This is a genomic window from Paenibacillus yonginensis (genome assembly GCF_001685395.1).
GTDB classification, from domain to species: Bacteria; Bacillota; Bacilli; order Paenibacillales; family Paenibacillaceae; genus Fontibacillus; species Fontibacillus yonginensis.
Genome location: NZ_CP014167.1, coordinates 603108 through 620640, shown reverse-complemented (window position 1 = coordinate 620640; position 17533 = coordinate 603108). Strand labels below are relative to the sequence as shown.

The 17533-nt window shown below is 49.0% G+C and carries 15 protein-coding genes and 1 other annotated feature; of the genes, 1 reads left to right on the top strand and 14 read right to left on the bottom strand.

Annotated features, from left to right (window positions below; genetic code table 11):
• Window positions 1-32: 32 nt before the first annotated feature.
• Window positions 33-1067, bottom strand: a complete 1035-nt coding sequence (gene pheS, locus AWM70_RS02760; RefSeq protein ID WP_068694154.1) for a phenylalanine--tRNA ligase subunit alpha — start codon at window positions 1065-1067, stop codon at window positions 33-35.
• A 60-nt stretch (window positions 1068-1127) separates the two neighbouring features.
• Window positions 1128-1394 (bottom strand) — a binding site (T-box leader).
• A 211-nt stretch (window positions 1395-1605) separates the two neighbouring features.
• Between pheS and AWM70_RS02755 the strand changes: the two genes are divergently transcribed.
• Complete coding sequence (locus AWM70_RS02755; RefSeq protein WP_068694152.1) at window positions 1606-1809, top strand: YwbE family protein; 204 nt, start codon at window positions 1606-1608, stop codon at window positions 1807-1809.
• A gap of 124 nt (window positions 1810-1933) precedes the next feature.
• Here AWM70_RS02755 and AWM70_RS02750 read toward each other — a convergent pair whose 3' ends face one another.
• From AWM70_RS02750 to ilvC, 13 genes are all read right to left on the bottom strand, one after another.
• A complete protein-coding gene (locus AWM70_RS02750) occupies window positions 1934-2419 on the bottom strand; it encodes a general stress protein (RefSeq protein WP_068694150.1) in 486 nt (161 codons plus the stop codon).
• 109 nt (window positions 2420-2528) lie between these two features.
• A complete protein-coding gene (locus AWM70_RS02745; protein WP_068694148.1) occupies window positions 2529-3491 on the bottom strand; it encodes an ABC transporter permease in 963 nt (320 codons plus the stop codon).
• Complete coding sequence (locus tag AWM70_RS02740) at window positions 3492-4568, bottom strand: ABC transporter permease (protein WP_068694146.1); 1077 nt, start codon at window positions 4566-4568, stop codon at window positions 3492-3494.
• The gene (locus tag AWM70_RS02735) at window positions 4561-6099 is read right to left on the bottom strand and encodes an ABC transporter ATP-binding protein (RefSeq protein ID WP_068700317.1); all 1539 of its coding nucleotides are present in this window, start codon (window positions 6097-6099) and stop codon (window positions 4561-4563) included. The genes AWM70_RS02740 and AWM70_RS02735 overlap by 8 nt, the downstream gene beginning before the upstream one ends.
• Window positions 6100-6275: 176 nt before the next feature.
• Entirely contained in the window at window positions 6276-7313 is a 1038-nt protein-coding gene (locus tag AWM70_RS02730; RefSeq protein ID WP_068694144.1) for a BMP family lipoprotein, read from the bottom strand.
• A gap of 310 nt (window positions 7314-7623) precedes the next feature.
• On the bottom strand, window positions 7624-9132 hold the full coding sequence (locus AWM70_RS02725) for a putative bifunctional diguanylate cyclase/phosphodiesterase (protein WP_068694142.1): 1509 nt from the start codon (window positions 9130-9132) through the stop codon (window positions 7624-7626).
• A gap of 210 nt (window positions 9133-9342) precedes the next feature.
• Entirely contained in the window at window positions 9343-10302 is a 960-nt protein-coding gene (locus tag AWM70_RS02720) for an aldolase catalytic domain-containing protein (RefSeq protein WP_068694140.1), read from the bottom strand.
• A 253-nt stretch (window positions 10303-10555) separates the two neighbouring features.
• Entirely contained in the window at window positions 10556-12121 is a 1566-nt protein-coding gene (locus tag AWM70_RS02715) for a leucyl aminopeptidase (RefSeq protein WP_237167810.1), read from the bottom strand.
• Window positions 12122-12179: 58 nt separating this feature from the next.
• On the bottom strand, window positions 12180-13283 hold the full coding sequence (locus AWM70_RS02710; RefSeq protein WP_068694138.1) for an ATP-binding protein: 1104 nt from the start codon (window positions 13281-13283) through the stop codon (window positions 12180-12182).
• 411 nt (window positions 13284-13694) lie between these two features.
• The gene (locus tag AWM70_RS02705) at window positions 13695-14099 is read right to left on the bottom strand and encodes a hypothetical protein (protein WP_068694136.1); all 405 of its coding nucleotides are present in this window, start codon (window positions 14097-14099) and stop codon (window positions 13695-13697) included.
• Between the two features lie 194 nt (window positions 14100-14293).
• Window positions 14294-14839, bottom strand: a complete 546-nt coding sequence (locus AWM70_RS02700) for a peroxiredoxin (protein ID WP_068694134.1) — start codon at window positions 14837-14839, stop codon at window positions 14294-14296.
• Between the two features lie 178 nt (window positions 14840-15017).
• Window positions 15018-16115 (bottom strand): 3-isopropylmalate dehydrogenase, encoded by a 1098-nt coding sequence (gene leuB / locus AWM70_RS02695; protein WP_068694132.1) that lies wholly within the window; start codon window positions 16113-16115, stop codon window positions 15018-15020.
• Window positions 16116-16358: 243 nt separating this feature from the next.
• Window positions 16359-17351, bottom strand: coding sequence for a ketol-acid reductoisomerase (gene ilvC, locus AWM70_RS02690; RefSeq protein ID WP_068694130.1), 993 nt, complete (start codon window positions 17349-17351; stop codon window positions 16359-16361).
• Window positions 17352-17533 lie beyond the last annotated feature (182 nt).

Below are 17533 nucleotides of genomic sequence, written 5' to 3'. Positions count from 1 at the left end.
TTCACATCTCCTTTAGGCTTTGGACTTTACGATTAATGACGTGCGAATTGTTCCAGGAAACGAATGTCGTTGTTATAGAAATGACGAATGTCGTCCACGCCGTATTTCAGCATGGCAATCCGCTCTACTCCCATACCAAACGCAAAACCGGTATATTGCTCCGGATCGTAGCCGCCCATTTCAAGTACACGCGGATGAACCATTCCACTGCCCAGAATCTCAAGCCAGCCCGAATGCTTACAAACCCGGCAGCCTTTGCCGCCGCATTTCACGCACGTTACATCGACTTCAATACTTGGTTCGGTGAAAGGGAAGAAGCTCGGACGAAGACGGATTTCCGTGTTTGGTCCAAACATCTTTTGACTGAACTGGAGCAGCGTGCCCTTGAGGTCGCTCATCCGGATGTTTTTACCGATGACCAGACCTTCGATCTGATGGAACTGGAAGGAGTGTGTCGCATCATCATCGTCACGGCGGTACACTTTACCCGGGCAAATGATCTTAACCGGCACCTCGCCTTCCTTCGCTTTCATCGTACGGGCCTGAACCGGAGAAGTCTGCGTCCGCATCAGCAGATCTTCCGTCAAATAGAAGGAATCCTGCATATCACGGGCCGGATGGTTCTTCGGCAGGTTCAGCGCCTCGAAGTTGAAATAATCGGTTTCTACTTCAGGACCTTCTGCAATTTGATAACCCATGCCGATAAAAATATCCTCAATCTCCTGGATAATCCGGTTCAGCGGATGAATGCCACCCTGCTTCAGCGGACGGCCCGGCAGCGTGACATCCAGCTTCTCGGCTGCCAAACGGCGCTCCGTTTCCTGCTGTTCGAATTTCTGCTGCTTCTCCTCAATGACCGCTTCGATAGCGCCGCGCACCTCATTGGCCACCTGTCCGATCACCGGACGCTCTTCGGCACTCAGCGCCCCCATACCGCGCAAAATTTCGGTCAAAGCTCCTTTTTTACCCAGATACTTGACTCTCAGCTCGTTCAGCTGACCGGCATCCAACACGCCGTTCAGCTCGGCAAGCGCCTCCTGTTTCAGCTGTTCCAAACGTTCTCTCATGTCAAACCTCCTGAATGGATAAATTTCTGGTCGAAAAACAAAAAAAAGCCTTTTCTCCCGAAAAGGGACGAAAAGACCGTGGTACCACCCTTGTTAGAGCTGCTATCGACATTCCCGCCCAGAAGACTGGACTAAATCTGCTGCTCTCACTTTTCGACATAACGGCTCGTGACCGGTATCCTCTATTGATGCCCATCCTAAAGGCAGGTTCAAGGAACTGCTCCGGAGTGAATTTCAGCCAGCCTGTCTCTGTAGGAACGCTCTCAATCCAAGGCGTTCCCTCCCTGTATAGAGGTACTGCTTACTTGTCTCCATCTTAGCATTTATAGGGTTAAAAGGCCGGACGCCCGGCAAAACACTATAGATTATTATATGCAATGCCCCGCATGATAGCAAGGATTGTCTGCAGGCAAAAACCAACTTTGTTGAATTTGTGCGAATCAGCCGGATATTTGGGTTTTTGTAGTCGTCTGTGTTATCTTAAGAGGTATCTTAACGCTCGCATCCTTGATGCGGGGTTTATTCGGCAGGAGGAACTATGGACGGAACCCAACGAAGCAGCATCACGCCGGGCCTTACGGTGGATATTGTCCTCAAACAGGATCAGCGGACAGGCAAACTGACGCGAGGGATCGTCAAAGATATTTTGACCAACTCCCCTAATCATCCGCACGGCATCAAAGTCCGTCTTCAGGACGGTCAGGTTGGACGAGTGAAAGCTATATATATAGAAGGCCAGTAACCTTCCCTCCTCGTTCCCATTCATTAGCCTGATTATGCTGGAATTAAATAAGCACAAAAAAAGCAGACGACAGCGTCTGCTTTTTTACTTTTTTGACCGATGGCGAAACAGACGCCATTATCCCTCAGCGCTGGCCCTGCCTGTTCTCCTGACCGGTCTGCTGGCCCAATGAGGCATGCTGGTCCCCGTAATAGGTATCGGCATTGCTCTGCGCACCATAGAAACGTTCTTCCCCCGTTAATTCGCCGTCTTCATGGTAATTCGAATGAACAGCATGATGCTGCTGGAAAATCTGATAGACCTCTCCCGTCTCCCGGCCGAGATCATCAGCAATTAATAAAAGCCGTCCCTGCTTCATATGCTCCTCGTAAATTCCCGCTTCCTTGTCCGGAAGGTCAAGGCCCGTAAAAGGACTCAAGGCCTGATCCGCATTGCTGCCGCCAATTTCAAAGACCTGAATACCAGCAACCTCCTCATCCATCGGAATTCCCGTTTGATAATGAGTGACTACAGAAAGCTGATCATCCGCAAAGCCATGCTGTTTGAGTTCATCTATAGTTGCCCTCACATCCTTCGGTTCAGCAAATACGCCTACCCACTTCTTGGACATCTGGATAACCTCCTTATTTACACCGGCTGTAGCCTTTCATTACCCTTTGACCCGAAAAATAAACCCGCAAAAGCAAAATGCCTTTGCGGGTCAAATTCAGATCATGCAGCTAACGTTTGCTTGGATCGTAAGGCTGGCCCAAAGCGGAAGGGGCCGCCGAGCGGCCAACCGCTGCTACCAGAACAATGATCGTCAGCAGGTATGGCAGCATATAAATAAATTCCTGCGGAATATCCTTGGACCAGTCGAACAGGGTGACATACGTCCGCACCGCTTGCGATAAGCCGAAGAACGCGGCTGCGCCAAAAGCACCCAGCGGGTTCCACTTGCCAAAGATCATCGCTGCGATTGCGATGTAGCCTTGGCCGGAGATCGTATTATGCGCAAATGTACTGGTTGTGGTCAACGTGACGGTAGCTCCGCCAAGCGCGGCCAAACCACCGCTGATCATAACGCCGATATAACGCATCCGGTTGACGTTGATCCCGGCTGTATCCGCAGCGCTTGGGTGTTCGCCGACCGCCCGAAGCCGGAGGCCAAACGGTGTTTTGAACAGTACATAATACCCGACAAACACCAGGATAATCGCGATATAAGTGGTCGGATAGTTGTGGAACAAACCTTCGCCGATAATCGGGATTTTGGACAATCCCGGTATCGAAACCTTGTTAAACACTTCCGTCAACAGCGGCGTTTCGCCGTTGCCGTCGAAGATCAGCTTAACCAGGTACAAGGTGGCTCCGGCCGCCAGAAAGTTGATCACGATACCGCTGATCGTCTGATCGGCTTTAAAGGTGATCGAAGCCACCGCATGAATCAGGGAAGTAATGACGCCGAGCACAAGCGCAGCGATCATGCCGATCCAAGGGGACGCGGCGCCCATGCCGGCTTCCTCGGCATAATAAGTGCCGACAGCCGAAGCAAACGCGCCGAACATCATAAAACCTTCGAGCCCCAGGTTCGTAACCCCGGAACGCTCCGAGAAAATACCGCCAAGCGCGGCAAAGATAAGCGCTGTAGAAAAGACAAGCGTTGTATTTATTAACTGCCCCAGTGTCGTTACCCAATCCATTTACAACACCTTCTCTTTCTTGCGTTTAAAGTAGAACGGCTTGATTACCCAGCGTACGATGCCTTGGGCTGCGATGAAGAAAATGATCGAACCGATGACGATCCGGATCAATTCCGGCGGAACGCCTGCACCAAAGCTCATGCCCGCAGAACCATAAGTGAGTGTACCGAACAAAAAGGCGCCGAGCAGAATGCCAAACGGATTGTTCATTCCGATCAAACCGACAGCGATTCCGTCAAAACCGGTTCCCGGAGAACCCGACATGACGCTTTGATATTGGAAGACGCCAAGAATTTGGAAAGCGCCGGCTAATCCGGCAAAGATACCGCTGATAAACATGGCCTTGACGACATTGCGGCCTACATTCATTCCCGCGTACTGGGCAGCATTCGGATTGTTGCCGACCGCGCGAAGCTCGTAGCCCTGTTTGGTTTTCCACATAAAATAATAGAAGAAAAACGCGCAAAGCACAGCGATCAGCATTCCCCAGTGGATCCGGGCGTTGTTCATCAAGCCGGACAACCAGGAGAAGGAAATCGAAGCCGTCGGCAAAATATTTTCGGAACGCTGTTTGCCTTCCATAAGCAGGAAATGCCGGACGATAAAATTGGCCAGATAAAGCGCAATCCAGTTCAGCATGATACTTGTAATAACTTCGTTAACCCCGCGTTTGGCTTTCAGGTAACCAACAATGGCCGCCCAAAGTCCGCCGAACAAACCGCCGGCGATTACGGCAAGCGGTGCATGAATATAAACCGGCAGCCCGTGGACTTTAATACCGATAACGGTTGCTGCAGTCATACCGATAATAAACTGACCTTCGCCGCCGATATTAAACAAACCGGTACGGGCCGCAAACGCAAAAGCAAAACCGGTTAAAATAAGCGGCGTTACTTCCCGCAGCGTCTCGCCAAAGTCGTAAGTGTTGCCAAATACCTGGGAGAACAGCGATTGATAAGCCAGGAAAGGATCATATCCGCCGGCCAGCATAACGATGGCGCCGACAATCAGGCCCAGCAGGATGGCGACCAGTGAAATGAGCGTACTCCCGGAAAATACCTTCAAAATTTTATTCATGTTTTACACCTCCGGCAGCCGTGCTGCCCGCCATCATGAGGCCAAGCTCCTGGTCATTGGTTTCTTCAGGAAGAACTTCGCCTACGATTTCCCCTTCATAAATGACCGCAATCCGGTCTGAAACGTTAATAATCTCATCCAGCTCAAACGAGATGAGCAGAACCGCTTTGCCTTGGTCCCGCTGGGCGATCAGCTGAGTTTGCACAAACTCGATCGCCCCGACATCCAGACCACGCGTTGGCTGAGCCGCAATCAGCAGGTCCGGATTTTTGTCTATTTCCCGGGCTATAATCGCTTTCTGCTGATTACCGCCGGACAAAGAACGGGCTTTGGTTTCAATGCTGGGCGTGCGGACGTCAAAGGCATTAATCAGCTTTTGAGCCTGCTCCTTAATCGCCTTGTAATTCAAAAATCCGCCTTTGCTGTAAGGCTCTTTATAATAAGTTTCGAGAACCATGTTCTCGCTCATAGAGAAATCAAGCACCAGACCGTGTTTGTGACGGTCCTCCGGAATATGGGCCACGCCGCTTTCGCTAATCCGCCGCGGAGAAGCATTGGCCAACTCCTTGCCATTCAGCAGAATTGAACCGCTCTCCACTTTGCCAAGACCGGTCAAAGCTTCGATTAATTCACTTTGGCCGTTGCCGTCTACGCCGGCTATCCCCAAAATTTCTCCGGCTTTTACGTTCAAGTTCAGGCCATTCAGAGCCATAGCTCCATCTTTATTTTTAACGAACAGATCCCGCACTTCCAATACAGGAGCTCCTGGCGTGGCAGAACGCTTGTCCACTTTAAACGTCACGTTCCGGCCGACCATCTTTTCTGCGAGAATACTTGGCGACGCTTCGGACGTCTTCACGGTATCGATCACTTTACCTCTACGGATAATCGTAACCGTGTCGGAAATATGCATAATTTCTTTCAATTTATGCGTAATCAGAATAATCGACTTACCCTCTGCGACCAGCTTGCGCATAATCTCCATCAATTCTGTAATCTCCTGCGGAGTTAATACGGCGGTCGGTTCGTCAAAAATCAAAATGTCAGCGCCGCGGTAAAGCGTCTTCAAGATTTCTACGCGCTGCTGCATACCTACCGAAATATCGTGGATTTTGGCATAAGGGTCTACACGCAGGCCGTACTGCTCGGATAATTCTTGGATGCGGGCCGCCGCTGTCTTGTGATCCAGGTTGAGCCCTTTCTTTGGCTCCATGCCCAAAATAATATTTTCCGTAACTGTAAAAGGCTCAACCAGCTTGAAATGCTGGTGCACCATCCCGATTCCGAGATCAATCGCTTTGTTGGGATTATCTATAATAACGGGTTGTCCATTGATTTCAATACTGCCTTCATCCGGTTGATATAACCCGAACACAATATTCATCAAGGTGGATTTACCCGCGCCGTTCTCACCAAGCAATGCATGAATTTCGCCTTTATACAGTTTCAAACTGATCGAGTCATTGGCTACGACACCGGGAAAACGTTTCGTAATGCCTTTGAGCTCGACAACGGGGGTCGCTGCGTTCATGAGATCACCCTTCATTTAGATTAGGCATCCTTTGGCCCATACAACAATATACACGATAACGTAACAACAAGGCCAGTTAAAAAAACCAGCCTTGTCGAAAATTCTGCTTGTATTCAATTAGGCCCAAAATTCAAGCCTCATTCTTTGTGTGTGAACCCGTTATAAATCCAGATGGACTATTTGGTTGGCTCAGTTGGAACTGTGATTTCACCATTGATGATTTTTTGTTTATATTCTTCAACTTTTGCCAATACGTCCGCAGGAACATTTTTCTCGGAAGTCTCTGCAATGCCTACGCCGTTCTCTTTCAGGCCGAGCACTTCGCTTCCGCCTTTGAAAGTACCGTCAACCACTTCCTGGCTTACACGTTTTACCGCTTCATCAACACGTTTCACCATGGAAGTCAAAGTTACGTCGTCGCCAAATTCCAAAGATTGGTCTTTGTCTACGCCGATAACCCATACTTTCTGACCGGATTTCACACGTGCAGTCGCTTCGTTGAATACGCCGGTACCTGTACCGCCGGCAGCCTGGAACACGATGTCCGCGCCGTTGTCGTAGAAAGTAGCGGCAGCTGTTTTACCCAGGTCAGGTTTATCAAATGCGCCAGTGTAGTTTACAAGCAGCTGAGCGTTTGGATTTACCGCAGCAATACCTGCTTTGAAACCAGCTTCAAAACGTTCGATAACCGGGATTTGGGACCCGCCGACGAAACCGATTTTATTGGTTTTCGTCATCATACCGGCTACTACGCCAACCAGGAAAGAACCTTCATTCTCAGAGAAAGTAACGGATTTAACGTTTGGCTGGTCAACGGTAGCGTCGATGATAGCCAGCTTGGCATTCGGATTCTCGGAAGCGACTTGATCAACGGCGTCGCCAAGGTCCATCCCGATCCCCCAAGTCAAATCGTAGCCGCCTTTAACGAATTTGTTCAGGTTGGTTTGATAATCGTCCGGTTTCGTACTTTGCAAATATTCGGATTTGACATCGCTCAAAGAAGAAAGGCCTTCCCAAGCGGACTGGTTAAAAGATTTGTCGTTTACGCCGCCTACGTCGGTAACAAGACCGATTTTAACGTTAGCAGCCGTATTGGAGCTGGAACCCCCGCTGCTTGCAGAGTTGCCGGCATTATTTTTGTTATTGCCGCAGCCTGCCAGGACGACCGTAAGAGCGAGCAGCAGTACGATCGATAGTTTGAAACTTTTCTTCATTGAGTGTGATCCCCCTTATAAAATTGAAAATACCGATGGTCAATTCTTGCTTTGCTTCGGCACTTCCTTTGGACAAACTAGATTATACAATCAACAAAGCGCAAAATCCACACAATAATCATTAAAATAATTCGAATATTCGCTCTTTTTTTCCTGAAACCGCCTTCATTTGACATACCTGACATGTTACGTTCGGTATATCCCTATAACGGTATCTGTATTATTTACCAACCTGCTTGTTCGCTATGCACCGTTTCCCCTGTCTAACTCCCCCAAATAAAAAACCTTCCGTTCTCACGGAAGGCCAATCTTATCCGGCAGCTCGGACTAAGAAGTCCTGTTCCAGGGTGAGGGCAGGGACCGGCTTGCTGAACAGATATCCCTGCCCCTCATGACAGTTTTGCCGCTTCAGGAACTCAAGCTGATCTTTATTCTCTACGCCTTCGGCCGTCACTTTCAAATTGAGTTGGTTGGCCATGGCGGCTATGGACGATACAATTACCGCATCGCTGCTGTCCTGAACGATTTTCTCCAGAAAGGAGCGGTCTATTTTGATCCGGTCAACAGGCAGTGTCTTTAAATAATGCAGCGAACTGTACCCGGTTCCGAAGTCATCAATACTGACCAGAATCCCCATCCGCTTCAATTCTACGATCTGGCTGATTGCCCAGTTCCGATCCACCGTCATGCTCTCCGTAATTTCCAGATCCAGAAACCGGGGGTCCATTCCCGTCTCCTTCAGCACTTCAGATACCATTTCAGTGAACCGGGAATCGCGGAACTGTCTGACCGACAGGTTCACGGACATCGATACCGGTTCAAAGCCTTCATCCTGCCATCTTCTGTTTTGCCTGCAGGCTGTACGAAGCACCCATTCCCCAAGCTGAACGATCAGCCCGCTTTCTTCAGCCAGCGGAATAAATTCGGAAGGGGGAATGATTCCCCGAACCGGATGATTCCAGCGGAGCAGCGCTTCGAGCCCGACCATTTTCCCTGTGTATAAATTCACCTGAGGCTGGTATTCCACAAAAAATTCCCCGCGCTCTATCCCCTTTCGCATATCATGCTCCAGCTCGAATCGGTTCAGATTTACAGTCCTCATATATTCGGCGTACCTGCAGCAGCTGAGCCCCTGCTCCTTCGCATAATAGGCGGCCAGCTCGGCATGACGGACAAGCTCTTCATCGTTTGAAGCGTCGGAGGGATAAATCGCAAACCCCAGACTAAGCGGAACAGGGTATTCGCGGACCCCCAGCGAGATCGACAAATCCAGTTGCGAAATTTGCTCTGCAAGCTGAGATAGAATGGACTCGCCTGCATATTTTCTCATTAAGAATGCAAAATCATCCACACCAATCCGGTAAAGCGTCCCCTGATCACTGCAAGCCAGCGCAATCCTCCGGCTTGCTTCCCGCAACAAATGTTCGCCGTATTCAAAACCTAATATTTCTTTCAGCACCCGATATCGGTTGATATGTATAATACAAAGCCCTGTTGTTCCTTTAGTTCCAGCTTGCAGGTCGGAGCGAAAGGCATCAACCTGTGGAAGTCCTGTGATTGGATCCTCCGAACTGCTGCTGCTAGCGGCTTTCTGGATAGAGACCTTGTTGGTCTCACTTGGTTCAGAGTCAGAACGTATTATTTTTCCACTCAACACAAGGCAGGACACCAGGAGGAAAAAACACTCCGTTTGACGGATCAGGTCTTCCTGATTCCAGGCATCCACCGTCAGTAAAACACAGCAGCCTAGCCCAACCATAACGGCAAGCAGGTTTAATAATGGGGTTAAAGCTTTCTTCTCCTCTTTCCTGAATCGCATCGGTTTCAACTCCCGGATGTATATTTATACGATCACAGATTTAGCCTACTTGCTGTCAAATGAAGGCGATATACCACCATATTTGTAACAATTCCACATCCTTTACTCAATTTCCTTCCATTCGTTTCAATTGATTTCTCTTTTTGTAAAATAAAAAAACCTTGATCTTCCGCTCGCAAGCGAACAAGATCAAGGTAATTAAAACGCTTATCAGCCCTTGGGAAAGCTGACTTCCGGAGTCGTAAGTTTATCGTAGAAATCTACGACCGCATCCTTATTCTCGGATGCCCGAACCGCCATCGCTGAACGCGGGTGCTCATTCAAGGTTCCGGTAATCATGTATGGGAGCAAATATCCCCATTCTTCTTTCTCCCGAAGCGGCACCAGCAGCTTCTCCAGTACTTCCAGCACTGGACGAAGTTCATAGTGTGTATTCTTGAGATGGGTTACCAGCAGCTCGGTCGGACAGTTGCCGGCTGCGCGGCCCATGCCGTAAACCGAAGCATCGAGCAGCTCTACTCCATGATCCGCTGCAATCAGCGTATTGGAGAAGGCCAGCTGCATATTGTTATGGGCATGAACGCCCAGCCGTTTGTTAGGCAGGTGCGTTTTGAATTTTTCAACCAGGTACATCATGTCGTTATGATCAAGGCTGCCATAGGAGTCCACGATATACACAACATCGACCACGCTTTCCCGGATCATGTCAAAAGCTTCAACCAGCTCTTTCTCCATTACACCGGATAAGGCCATAATATTAATCGTCGTTTCATACCCAAGATCATGGAATTTCTGAATCAAGTCAAGCGCCTTGTCTACATCCTTCACATAACAAGCAACACGGATCAGATCAAGCAAACTTTCGCTGCGGGGCAAAATGTCGTCTTCATCCACCCGGCCTACATCCACCAGTGCGGATAATTTAGTACTGCCCTTTTGCGGAATCACTTTGCGAAGGAAGTCATCGTTCAGGAAGCGCCATGGCCCGGCGCCATCCGCGCCTTTAAGCAGCTTGGGGGAATTCTTATAACCAACTTCCATATAATCAACACCGGCTTCGTTAAGGCCGGCATACAGCTGCTGAACAAATTCAACGCTGAAGTCCCAGTTGTTCACCAGACCTCCGTCGCGGATCGTGCAATCTACAATTTTGCTGGGATTATTTTTCATGGACGGGAATCCTTTCTTTAGCCCTGAATGAAGGGTGTATTCCATTCTATCTTACTTGAAGCAAAACGTTAAAGTAAAGAAGTTTATTTGCTGCTTTAAAGTATGTAGGCGGACAACTTGGCTGCGGAACCTAAACCAAAAGCCCCGCTTCCGCAGCGGAGCTTTTGGATCAGACCTCATTTTGATTTCTTGGCGTATGGCGAGGAGATAACCTCCATTTACAGACATTTATTTATAATAGTAGAAACTCGGTTTATTTCTGTCCATTTTGCAGGATCCATTGTGCCATCGTACGGACCATCACCCCCGTAGCTCCCTTCGGATCTACTCCCCGCTCTTTATTCAAATAAGCTGTTCCCGCGATATCCAAATGAATCCACGGCAGACCTTCAGCAAAGGTGCCGATGAACAGTCCCGCTGTAATCGCTGCCGCATTTCTGCCCGGACGATTGTTCAGATCCGCCACGCTGCTCTTCAGCATATTCCAGTATTCCGGATAGTTGGGCAGCGGCCACACTTTCTCCCCAGTTTGCTTTGAGGCCATAATGAAGCTTTGCAGAAGAATATCATCATTCGTCACAGCCCCAGTGGCCACGTCGCCAAGCGCAAACAAAATGGCTCCGGTTAAAGTCGCAATGTCTATAATCCGCTCTGCTCCCTGCTCTTTGGCATAAGTCACCCCGTCTGCCAGGACAATTCTCCCTTCCGCATCGGCATTTTGCATCTCAATCGTTCTTCCGCTGCGGGTAGTCAAAATATCCCCAGGTTTCATGGCGCTGCCCGACGGCATGTTCTCCGCTGCGGGGATGACCGCAATCACGTTTGTTTTAGGCCGCAGGATGCCAAGAATCTCCATGACTCCCAGCACCGAGGCCGCTCCGCCCATATCGCTGATCATCTCTTCCATGCCCGGAGCCCGTTTGAGGGAAATCCCGCCGGTATCAAAGGTAATCCCTTTGCCGACCAGGCCGGTGACATCATTCCACTCCTCGCCTCCTTTATATTTGATTATGATCATCCGAGGGGGATGGACGCTGCCCTGGCCCACTGCCAGCAGCCCTCCCATCTCTTTCTCCTGGAGATCGGCTTCATCCAGCACCTCGACGTCAAGTCCGTAACGCTGAGCCAGTTCGACAGCCGCATCCCCCAGGTCCTCCGGCGTCAGCAAATTTGCCGGCAGATTGGTCAAATCCCGGGCCGTAATCGTTCCTGCCGCAAAGGCCCGGCCCAGGCGGATGCCTTGCTGCCACTCCTCCTGTTCAGAGCCCACTTCTGCTTCCTCATGGAAAAAGAAAACTTTGCGTATGCCTTCATAAGCGGACTTCTCACGCTTATAGTTCTGCCTTTGATAAGCTCCCAGCAAAAATCCCTCCGTCAGGGCCTGGGCGGCGATTTCATTGCGCCCTTCAACCGTAAGTGATCCAAGAGAGACCGGCACTTTAAAGAGCACCTGTTCCGGCCGCATGGTTAACGCCGTACGAGCGGCCGACGCAGCGCTTAATCTTAATTCCTCAGCGGTAAGAGGATCTTCGCCGGCGCCGACAAGAATAACGGTTTCCGCCGGATTCGGCTTCGGCATCGGCAGCACAAAGGTCTGATTGACCTCCCCCTCGAACAATCGGTTTTGCAGCAGCGTTCCGGCAAAAGGTTTCAGCCACGGCTCCACTTCACCGCTTTTAACGCCCTTCTTTGTGACTAACAAAATAAGGACCTTTCGTTCAGCCTCCTTGGGAATTCCCCCGCTGTTCCATAACACTTCAGCCACGTTACCGTCCATTTCAGCACCATCCTTTTTGTCATCCTGGCTGTATTTATTCATGCCTCTTCCTTTACTTATTTAAACAAAAAAACCGTTTCATTTGAAACGGCTTTTTGGCCTAGTTCGCCAGCGGCAGCGAAATAATAAAGGTTGTTCCGACTCCAATGCTGCTTTCGACCTGAATGGAGCCGCCGTGATTCTTGATAATGCGGTAGCTTTCCGATAAACCTAATCCGGTTCCCTTCTCTTTGGTTGTAAAAAAAGGATCGGCCAGCCGTTTCAAACTAGCTTGCTCCATGCCGCTTCCATTATCCCGAATGGAGATGATCGCATTCGAACCTTCCGACTTGGCACGGATATGAATTTCGCCTTTCCGCCCGTCAATCTCTTCGATGGCGTCCAGGGCATTTTTGATCAGGTTTAGAAAAACCTGCTTCATTTGTTTCGCATCTATGGCAATCAGCATCTCTTCTTGTTCCGACTGCAAAGATATTTCGCAGTCCTTCATCAAAGCTTCGCTTTCCGTTAACAGCACGGTCTGCCTCAGCAGAGAGGACAGTCGGAGCACCGCTTTCTCGGGTGCGGAAGGTTTCGAGGAATTCAAAAATTCATGAATGATATCGTTGGTTCTGTCGATCTCCATCAAAATGATCCGGGCGTATTCATCTTTGCCAAGCTGAAGCAGATGAGGCCGAAGCAATTGAATAAAACCGCGGATAGCCGTTAGAGGATTGCGAATTTCGTGGGCAATCGCAGCGGAGATTTTACCTAAAATCGCTAATTTATCATTTTGAGAAGCTGTCTCTTCAATACGTTTATAATCCGAGATATCTTTAAAGCTGATGAGCAGATCCCCATCCAGATCTTCGGCATAAGTCACCAAAACCATCCAATATTTGCCATAATCATCCCGGATTTCAAATTTGGTTTTATGGTTATGCATCATCTCGCGATAAACTTGCAAGATCCACTTCCATTTGCTTCGCCTTAATTGAGGCAGGGCAATCAATTGACGGATATTGCAGCCAATCATGTCCTGAGCCCGCAGCTCCAGGAGGGAAGCCATTAAAGAATTGGCGAAAGTAATTTGTCCGTCGCAATTAAATAAAACAATTCCATTGTCCAGGTGCTGGAGTACATTTTCATACTTGTTTTTTTTAAGCTGGGCAGCTACAAAAAGTTCGACTGGTTGGAGCAGCGTTTCTTCGATATCACTCAACAAGTTGTTATCCTCCTTTTCCCTTGAATGATGTTCTTGCCGGTTTGGCTTTTTCCATCTCAGAACGGAGAATTGCAGGGTGAAAATGAGCATTTTCCAAAGACCATCTAACACTTTTCAAGCCAAGCGCTAAAAAACCACTGATACCTATGAATATGATATCAATGAGGACAAAAATTCATCATCTAGGCAAACAACTTCATGCTTGAAAAGGCCGACATCCGATCCTCTCCTGCAAAAGTTTTCCTGGTACAATTTAATCATAAAGAGGTTGTCTGACCCCGTCAATCAGAGAAACTGTCGAAAAAAGAGGTTTTCACCCAATACGTCCAATATTTCCATAAAAAAGAAAAAACAACTTCCGCGATGGAAGCTGTTTTCGCCATATTCTGTCGTCTCTGTCTCCGGAGGTTGCTAACGATGCTGCAGCCGTTCTCTCCTTCTGCTCATGAAAGCCAGTCTGCGCTTCAGTTCACTTTCCCATTTCTCGTCTCCAATATGTTTAGCCACCGTCAACAGATCCAGCGAGCTGTCAATTTGACGTTTGACGATATCCAGCGGGTCTTCACGTTCATCGTTTACGCAGTTCACAAAGATGGATTCATCATCTTCGGACACGAAATCGGCAAAGTCAATTTCCTGTGCCCCATCCGCATGAGCATATTCGGCTAATATTTCGTATTCATTTTCTACCTTATAATGAACCTCAACCCGATGGCATACCGGACACAATAAAAGGGGAACATTGTGGACCTGAGTACGGTAATGCTTCAGCGTTCCTTTCGTCCCCACCATGCTGGCTCCGCAACAAAAACTCATTCCCCATCACCCTCCTGATATCGGTTCATTCATTTCTATAACTTATTCGCGGACTTAGGAAGCGATTCCTCTCATCACGTTAGATTTTTACCCATTTTACCACGTTTAAGTCAAATTTGCGTCCATTTATTTAAAAGCGTGAAAAACCCCCTGTTGACTTTCGTCAAAAGGGGGCTTCGATATAGTAGGAACGATTAGGCGTTCAAAGTTTTGTCGCCTGGTTTCCAGTTCATTGGGCACAATCCGCCGGATTGCAGAGCTTGAAGAACACGAAGAGTTTCTTCTACGCTGCGGCCAACGTCATTGTGGTTAACCACTTGGTATTTCAATTCGCCTTCTGGATCGATGATGAACAAGCCGCGCAGCGCTACGCCTTCTTCTTCGATCAGTACGCCGTAATCTTCGGCAACTTTCTTAGTGATGTCGGAAGCGAGCGGGAAGTTCAATTGTCCCAAACCGTTGTTCTCTTTGGCAGTATTGATCCAAGCCTTGTGGCTGTGAATAGAGTCAATACTTACGCCAAGAATTTCAGTGTCAAGCTCTTTGAATTGCTCGTAAGCTTCGCTAAGAGCTGTAATTTCCGTAGGGCATACAAAAGTGAAGTCCAGAGGATAGAAGAAGAATACCAGCCATTTGCCGCGGTAGTCGGACAATTTAACGTGTCCAAATTCTTTACCGTCTCCGGATACAGTCTCCATGTTAAAATCAGGTGCAGGTCTTCCAACCAAACGTTGTGCCATGAATAAAATCCTCCTTTAGAATATGTAAGGCGCGGGTTAATCCGCTCCCTTATTTCTGAATGATAATCTTTATCATTTACAATAAAGATGGTATCATTTCTCCATATTTAAAGTCAAGATTATATTGATTTCTTTTTTAGAATTATTATAATTAGCGAACTTTTTGTGAACTTTGCTATTAGACTGCCGAGGATGCCTTGCTCGTCATAGCCGCTACAATCAAGTCGCCCATCGCGTCTGTGCCGATGGCCGCGGTTTTGTCTACCGCAATATCTCCTGTGCGATGTCCCGCATCAAGCACGTCCTTGACCGCTTTCTCGATGGCGTCGGCAGCATCCTCATAACCAAAGGTCATCCGGAACATCAGGGCAACGGACAGAATAGTTGCGATCGGATTCGCTTTGTTCTGTCCCGCAATGTCCGGAGCAGAGCCGTGTACAGGCTCATAAAGACCAAAACTTCCTTCGCCCAGCGAAGCGGAAGACAACATGCCGATCGAACCGGTGAGCATAGCGGCTTCATCGCTCAAAATGTCGCCGAACATATTTTCCGTCACGATGACGTCAAAGCTTGCAGGTCTTCTAAGCAGCTGCATGGCGCAGTTATCTACAAGCACATGCTCGAGTTCAACATCCGGATATTCCGGTGCCACGCGATTAACGACTTCACGCCACAAACGGGAGGTTTCCAGCACGTTCGCTTTATCAACGGATGCAAGCTTTTTACGGCGTTTGCCGGCAATCTCAAAGGCTTGGCGCACAATCCGTTCCACTTCGCTCACATTATAAGCGCATGTATCCACAGCTTCCTGTCCCTGCTCGCTGTCACGGCGAAACTTCTCCCCAAAGTAGATGCCGCCGGTCAACTCGCGAACGACAATCAGGTCAGTGCCTTCAAGCACTTCAGGCTTGAGGGTGGAAGCATCCTTCAGACAGTCGAACACAACAGCCGGGCGCAGGTTCGAGAACAACCCCAGCGCTTTGCGGATTCCGAGGAGGCCTGTCTCCGGGCGCAGCTCTTTCGGGTTGTTATCCCATTTCGGACCGCCGACGGCTCCGAGCAGAACCGCATCGGCTTTCTTGCAGACTTCAAGTGTTTCTTCCGGAAGTGGTGTTCCTTTCTCGTCAATGGCGATACCGCCGAACAAAGCGTGTTCCGTCTCGAAACGGTAGCCGAACAGCTCCTCCGTCCGTTTCAGCACCTTCTCCGCTTCCCGGACAACCTCCGGTCCGATTCCATCCCCGGCAATTACCGCTATTTTCTTAACCTCTGACATGAACAACACTCCTCATCACGTTATTTTCACCTTCTTTATTTGTAACATAGCAAGGCAGGATTGCACCAAGATATAGAAGCTATCAAGCTAATAGGATTTGCCTATACGAGAAGAATGACTGGTCTTCTGGACAGAGGCCCTTAATTGAATTGGATTCGCCCATAAAAAAATACGGCATCCACAGATCATCTGCGGAGCCGCATTTCTTTTATATCCCTGGCTATGCAGCCAGCAGGGACGGTCTTATTTCTTGATCCAATGCATCAATCCGCGAAGCTCGGCACCCACCACTTCGATTGGATGAGCAGCTTCATTACGGCGAGTTGCCGTCAGGAATGCGCGGTTGGACTGATTTTCCAGGATGAAGTCGCGGGCAAATTTACCTTGCTGGATATCAGCCAGAACTTCTTTCATCGCTTTCTTTGTTTCGTCGGTTACGATGCGAGGACCGGTAACATAATCGCCGTATTCGGCTGTATTACTGATGGAATCGCGCATCGTAGCCATGCCGCCTTCATAGATCAGGTCAACGATCAGCTTCATTTCATGCAAGCACTCGAAGTAAGCCATTTCCGGCGCATATCCAGCTTCAGTCAGTGTTTCGAAGCCGGCTTTGATCAGGGCCGTTACGCCGCCGCACAATACGGCCTGTTCGCCGAACAGATCGGTTTCGGTTTCTTCGCGGAAGGAAGTTTCGATAACCCCCGCACGTGTACAGCCGATCCCTTTAGCATAAGCCAGGCCAATCGCTTTGGCTTGTCCGGTTGCATCCTGGTGGACCGCGATGAGGCCCGGTACACCAAAACCGTCAACATAGGTACGACGCACCATATGACCCGGGGACTTAGGAGCAACAAGCAGAACGTCATTATCCTTGGAAGGAACGATTTGTCCAAAGTGAACGTTAAATCCATGGGCGAACATTAGCGCCGCGCCTTTTTTCAGGTTAGGAGCGATTTCGCTATTGTATACAGACGCCTGAGTTTCATCCGGCATCAGGATTTGAACCACATCCGCACGGCTGGTTGCTTCCGCTACCGACAATACTTCGAAGCCGTCTTCTTTGGCTTTGTCAAAGGATTTGCCCTCACGCAGGCCGATTACGACATTCAGTCCGCTTTCGCGAAGGTTTTGAGCATGGGCATGGCCTTGACTGCCATAACCGATGATTGCGATGGTTTTGCCTTTCAAAACGCTGAGTTCTGCATCTTGCTCGTAGTACAAAGTAACTGCCATGATATGATTCCTCCTAGAAAATGATGTTTGTTTTAGTCTGCTGCGCGGCTGCGCAGAAGTCTTATTGCTGAACCCTTCAACCTAATGAGCGGGTATTTCAAACGACCTTAGTTAGCTCTCTAAGCCAAGCCCTCCGGCATCGGCCCGCAGCCGCGGTTATCATAAGATCGGTTCAAATTCCC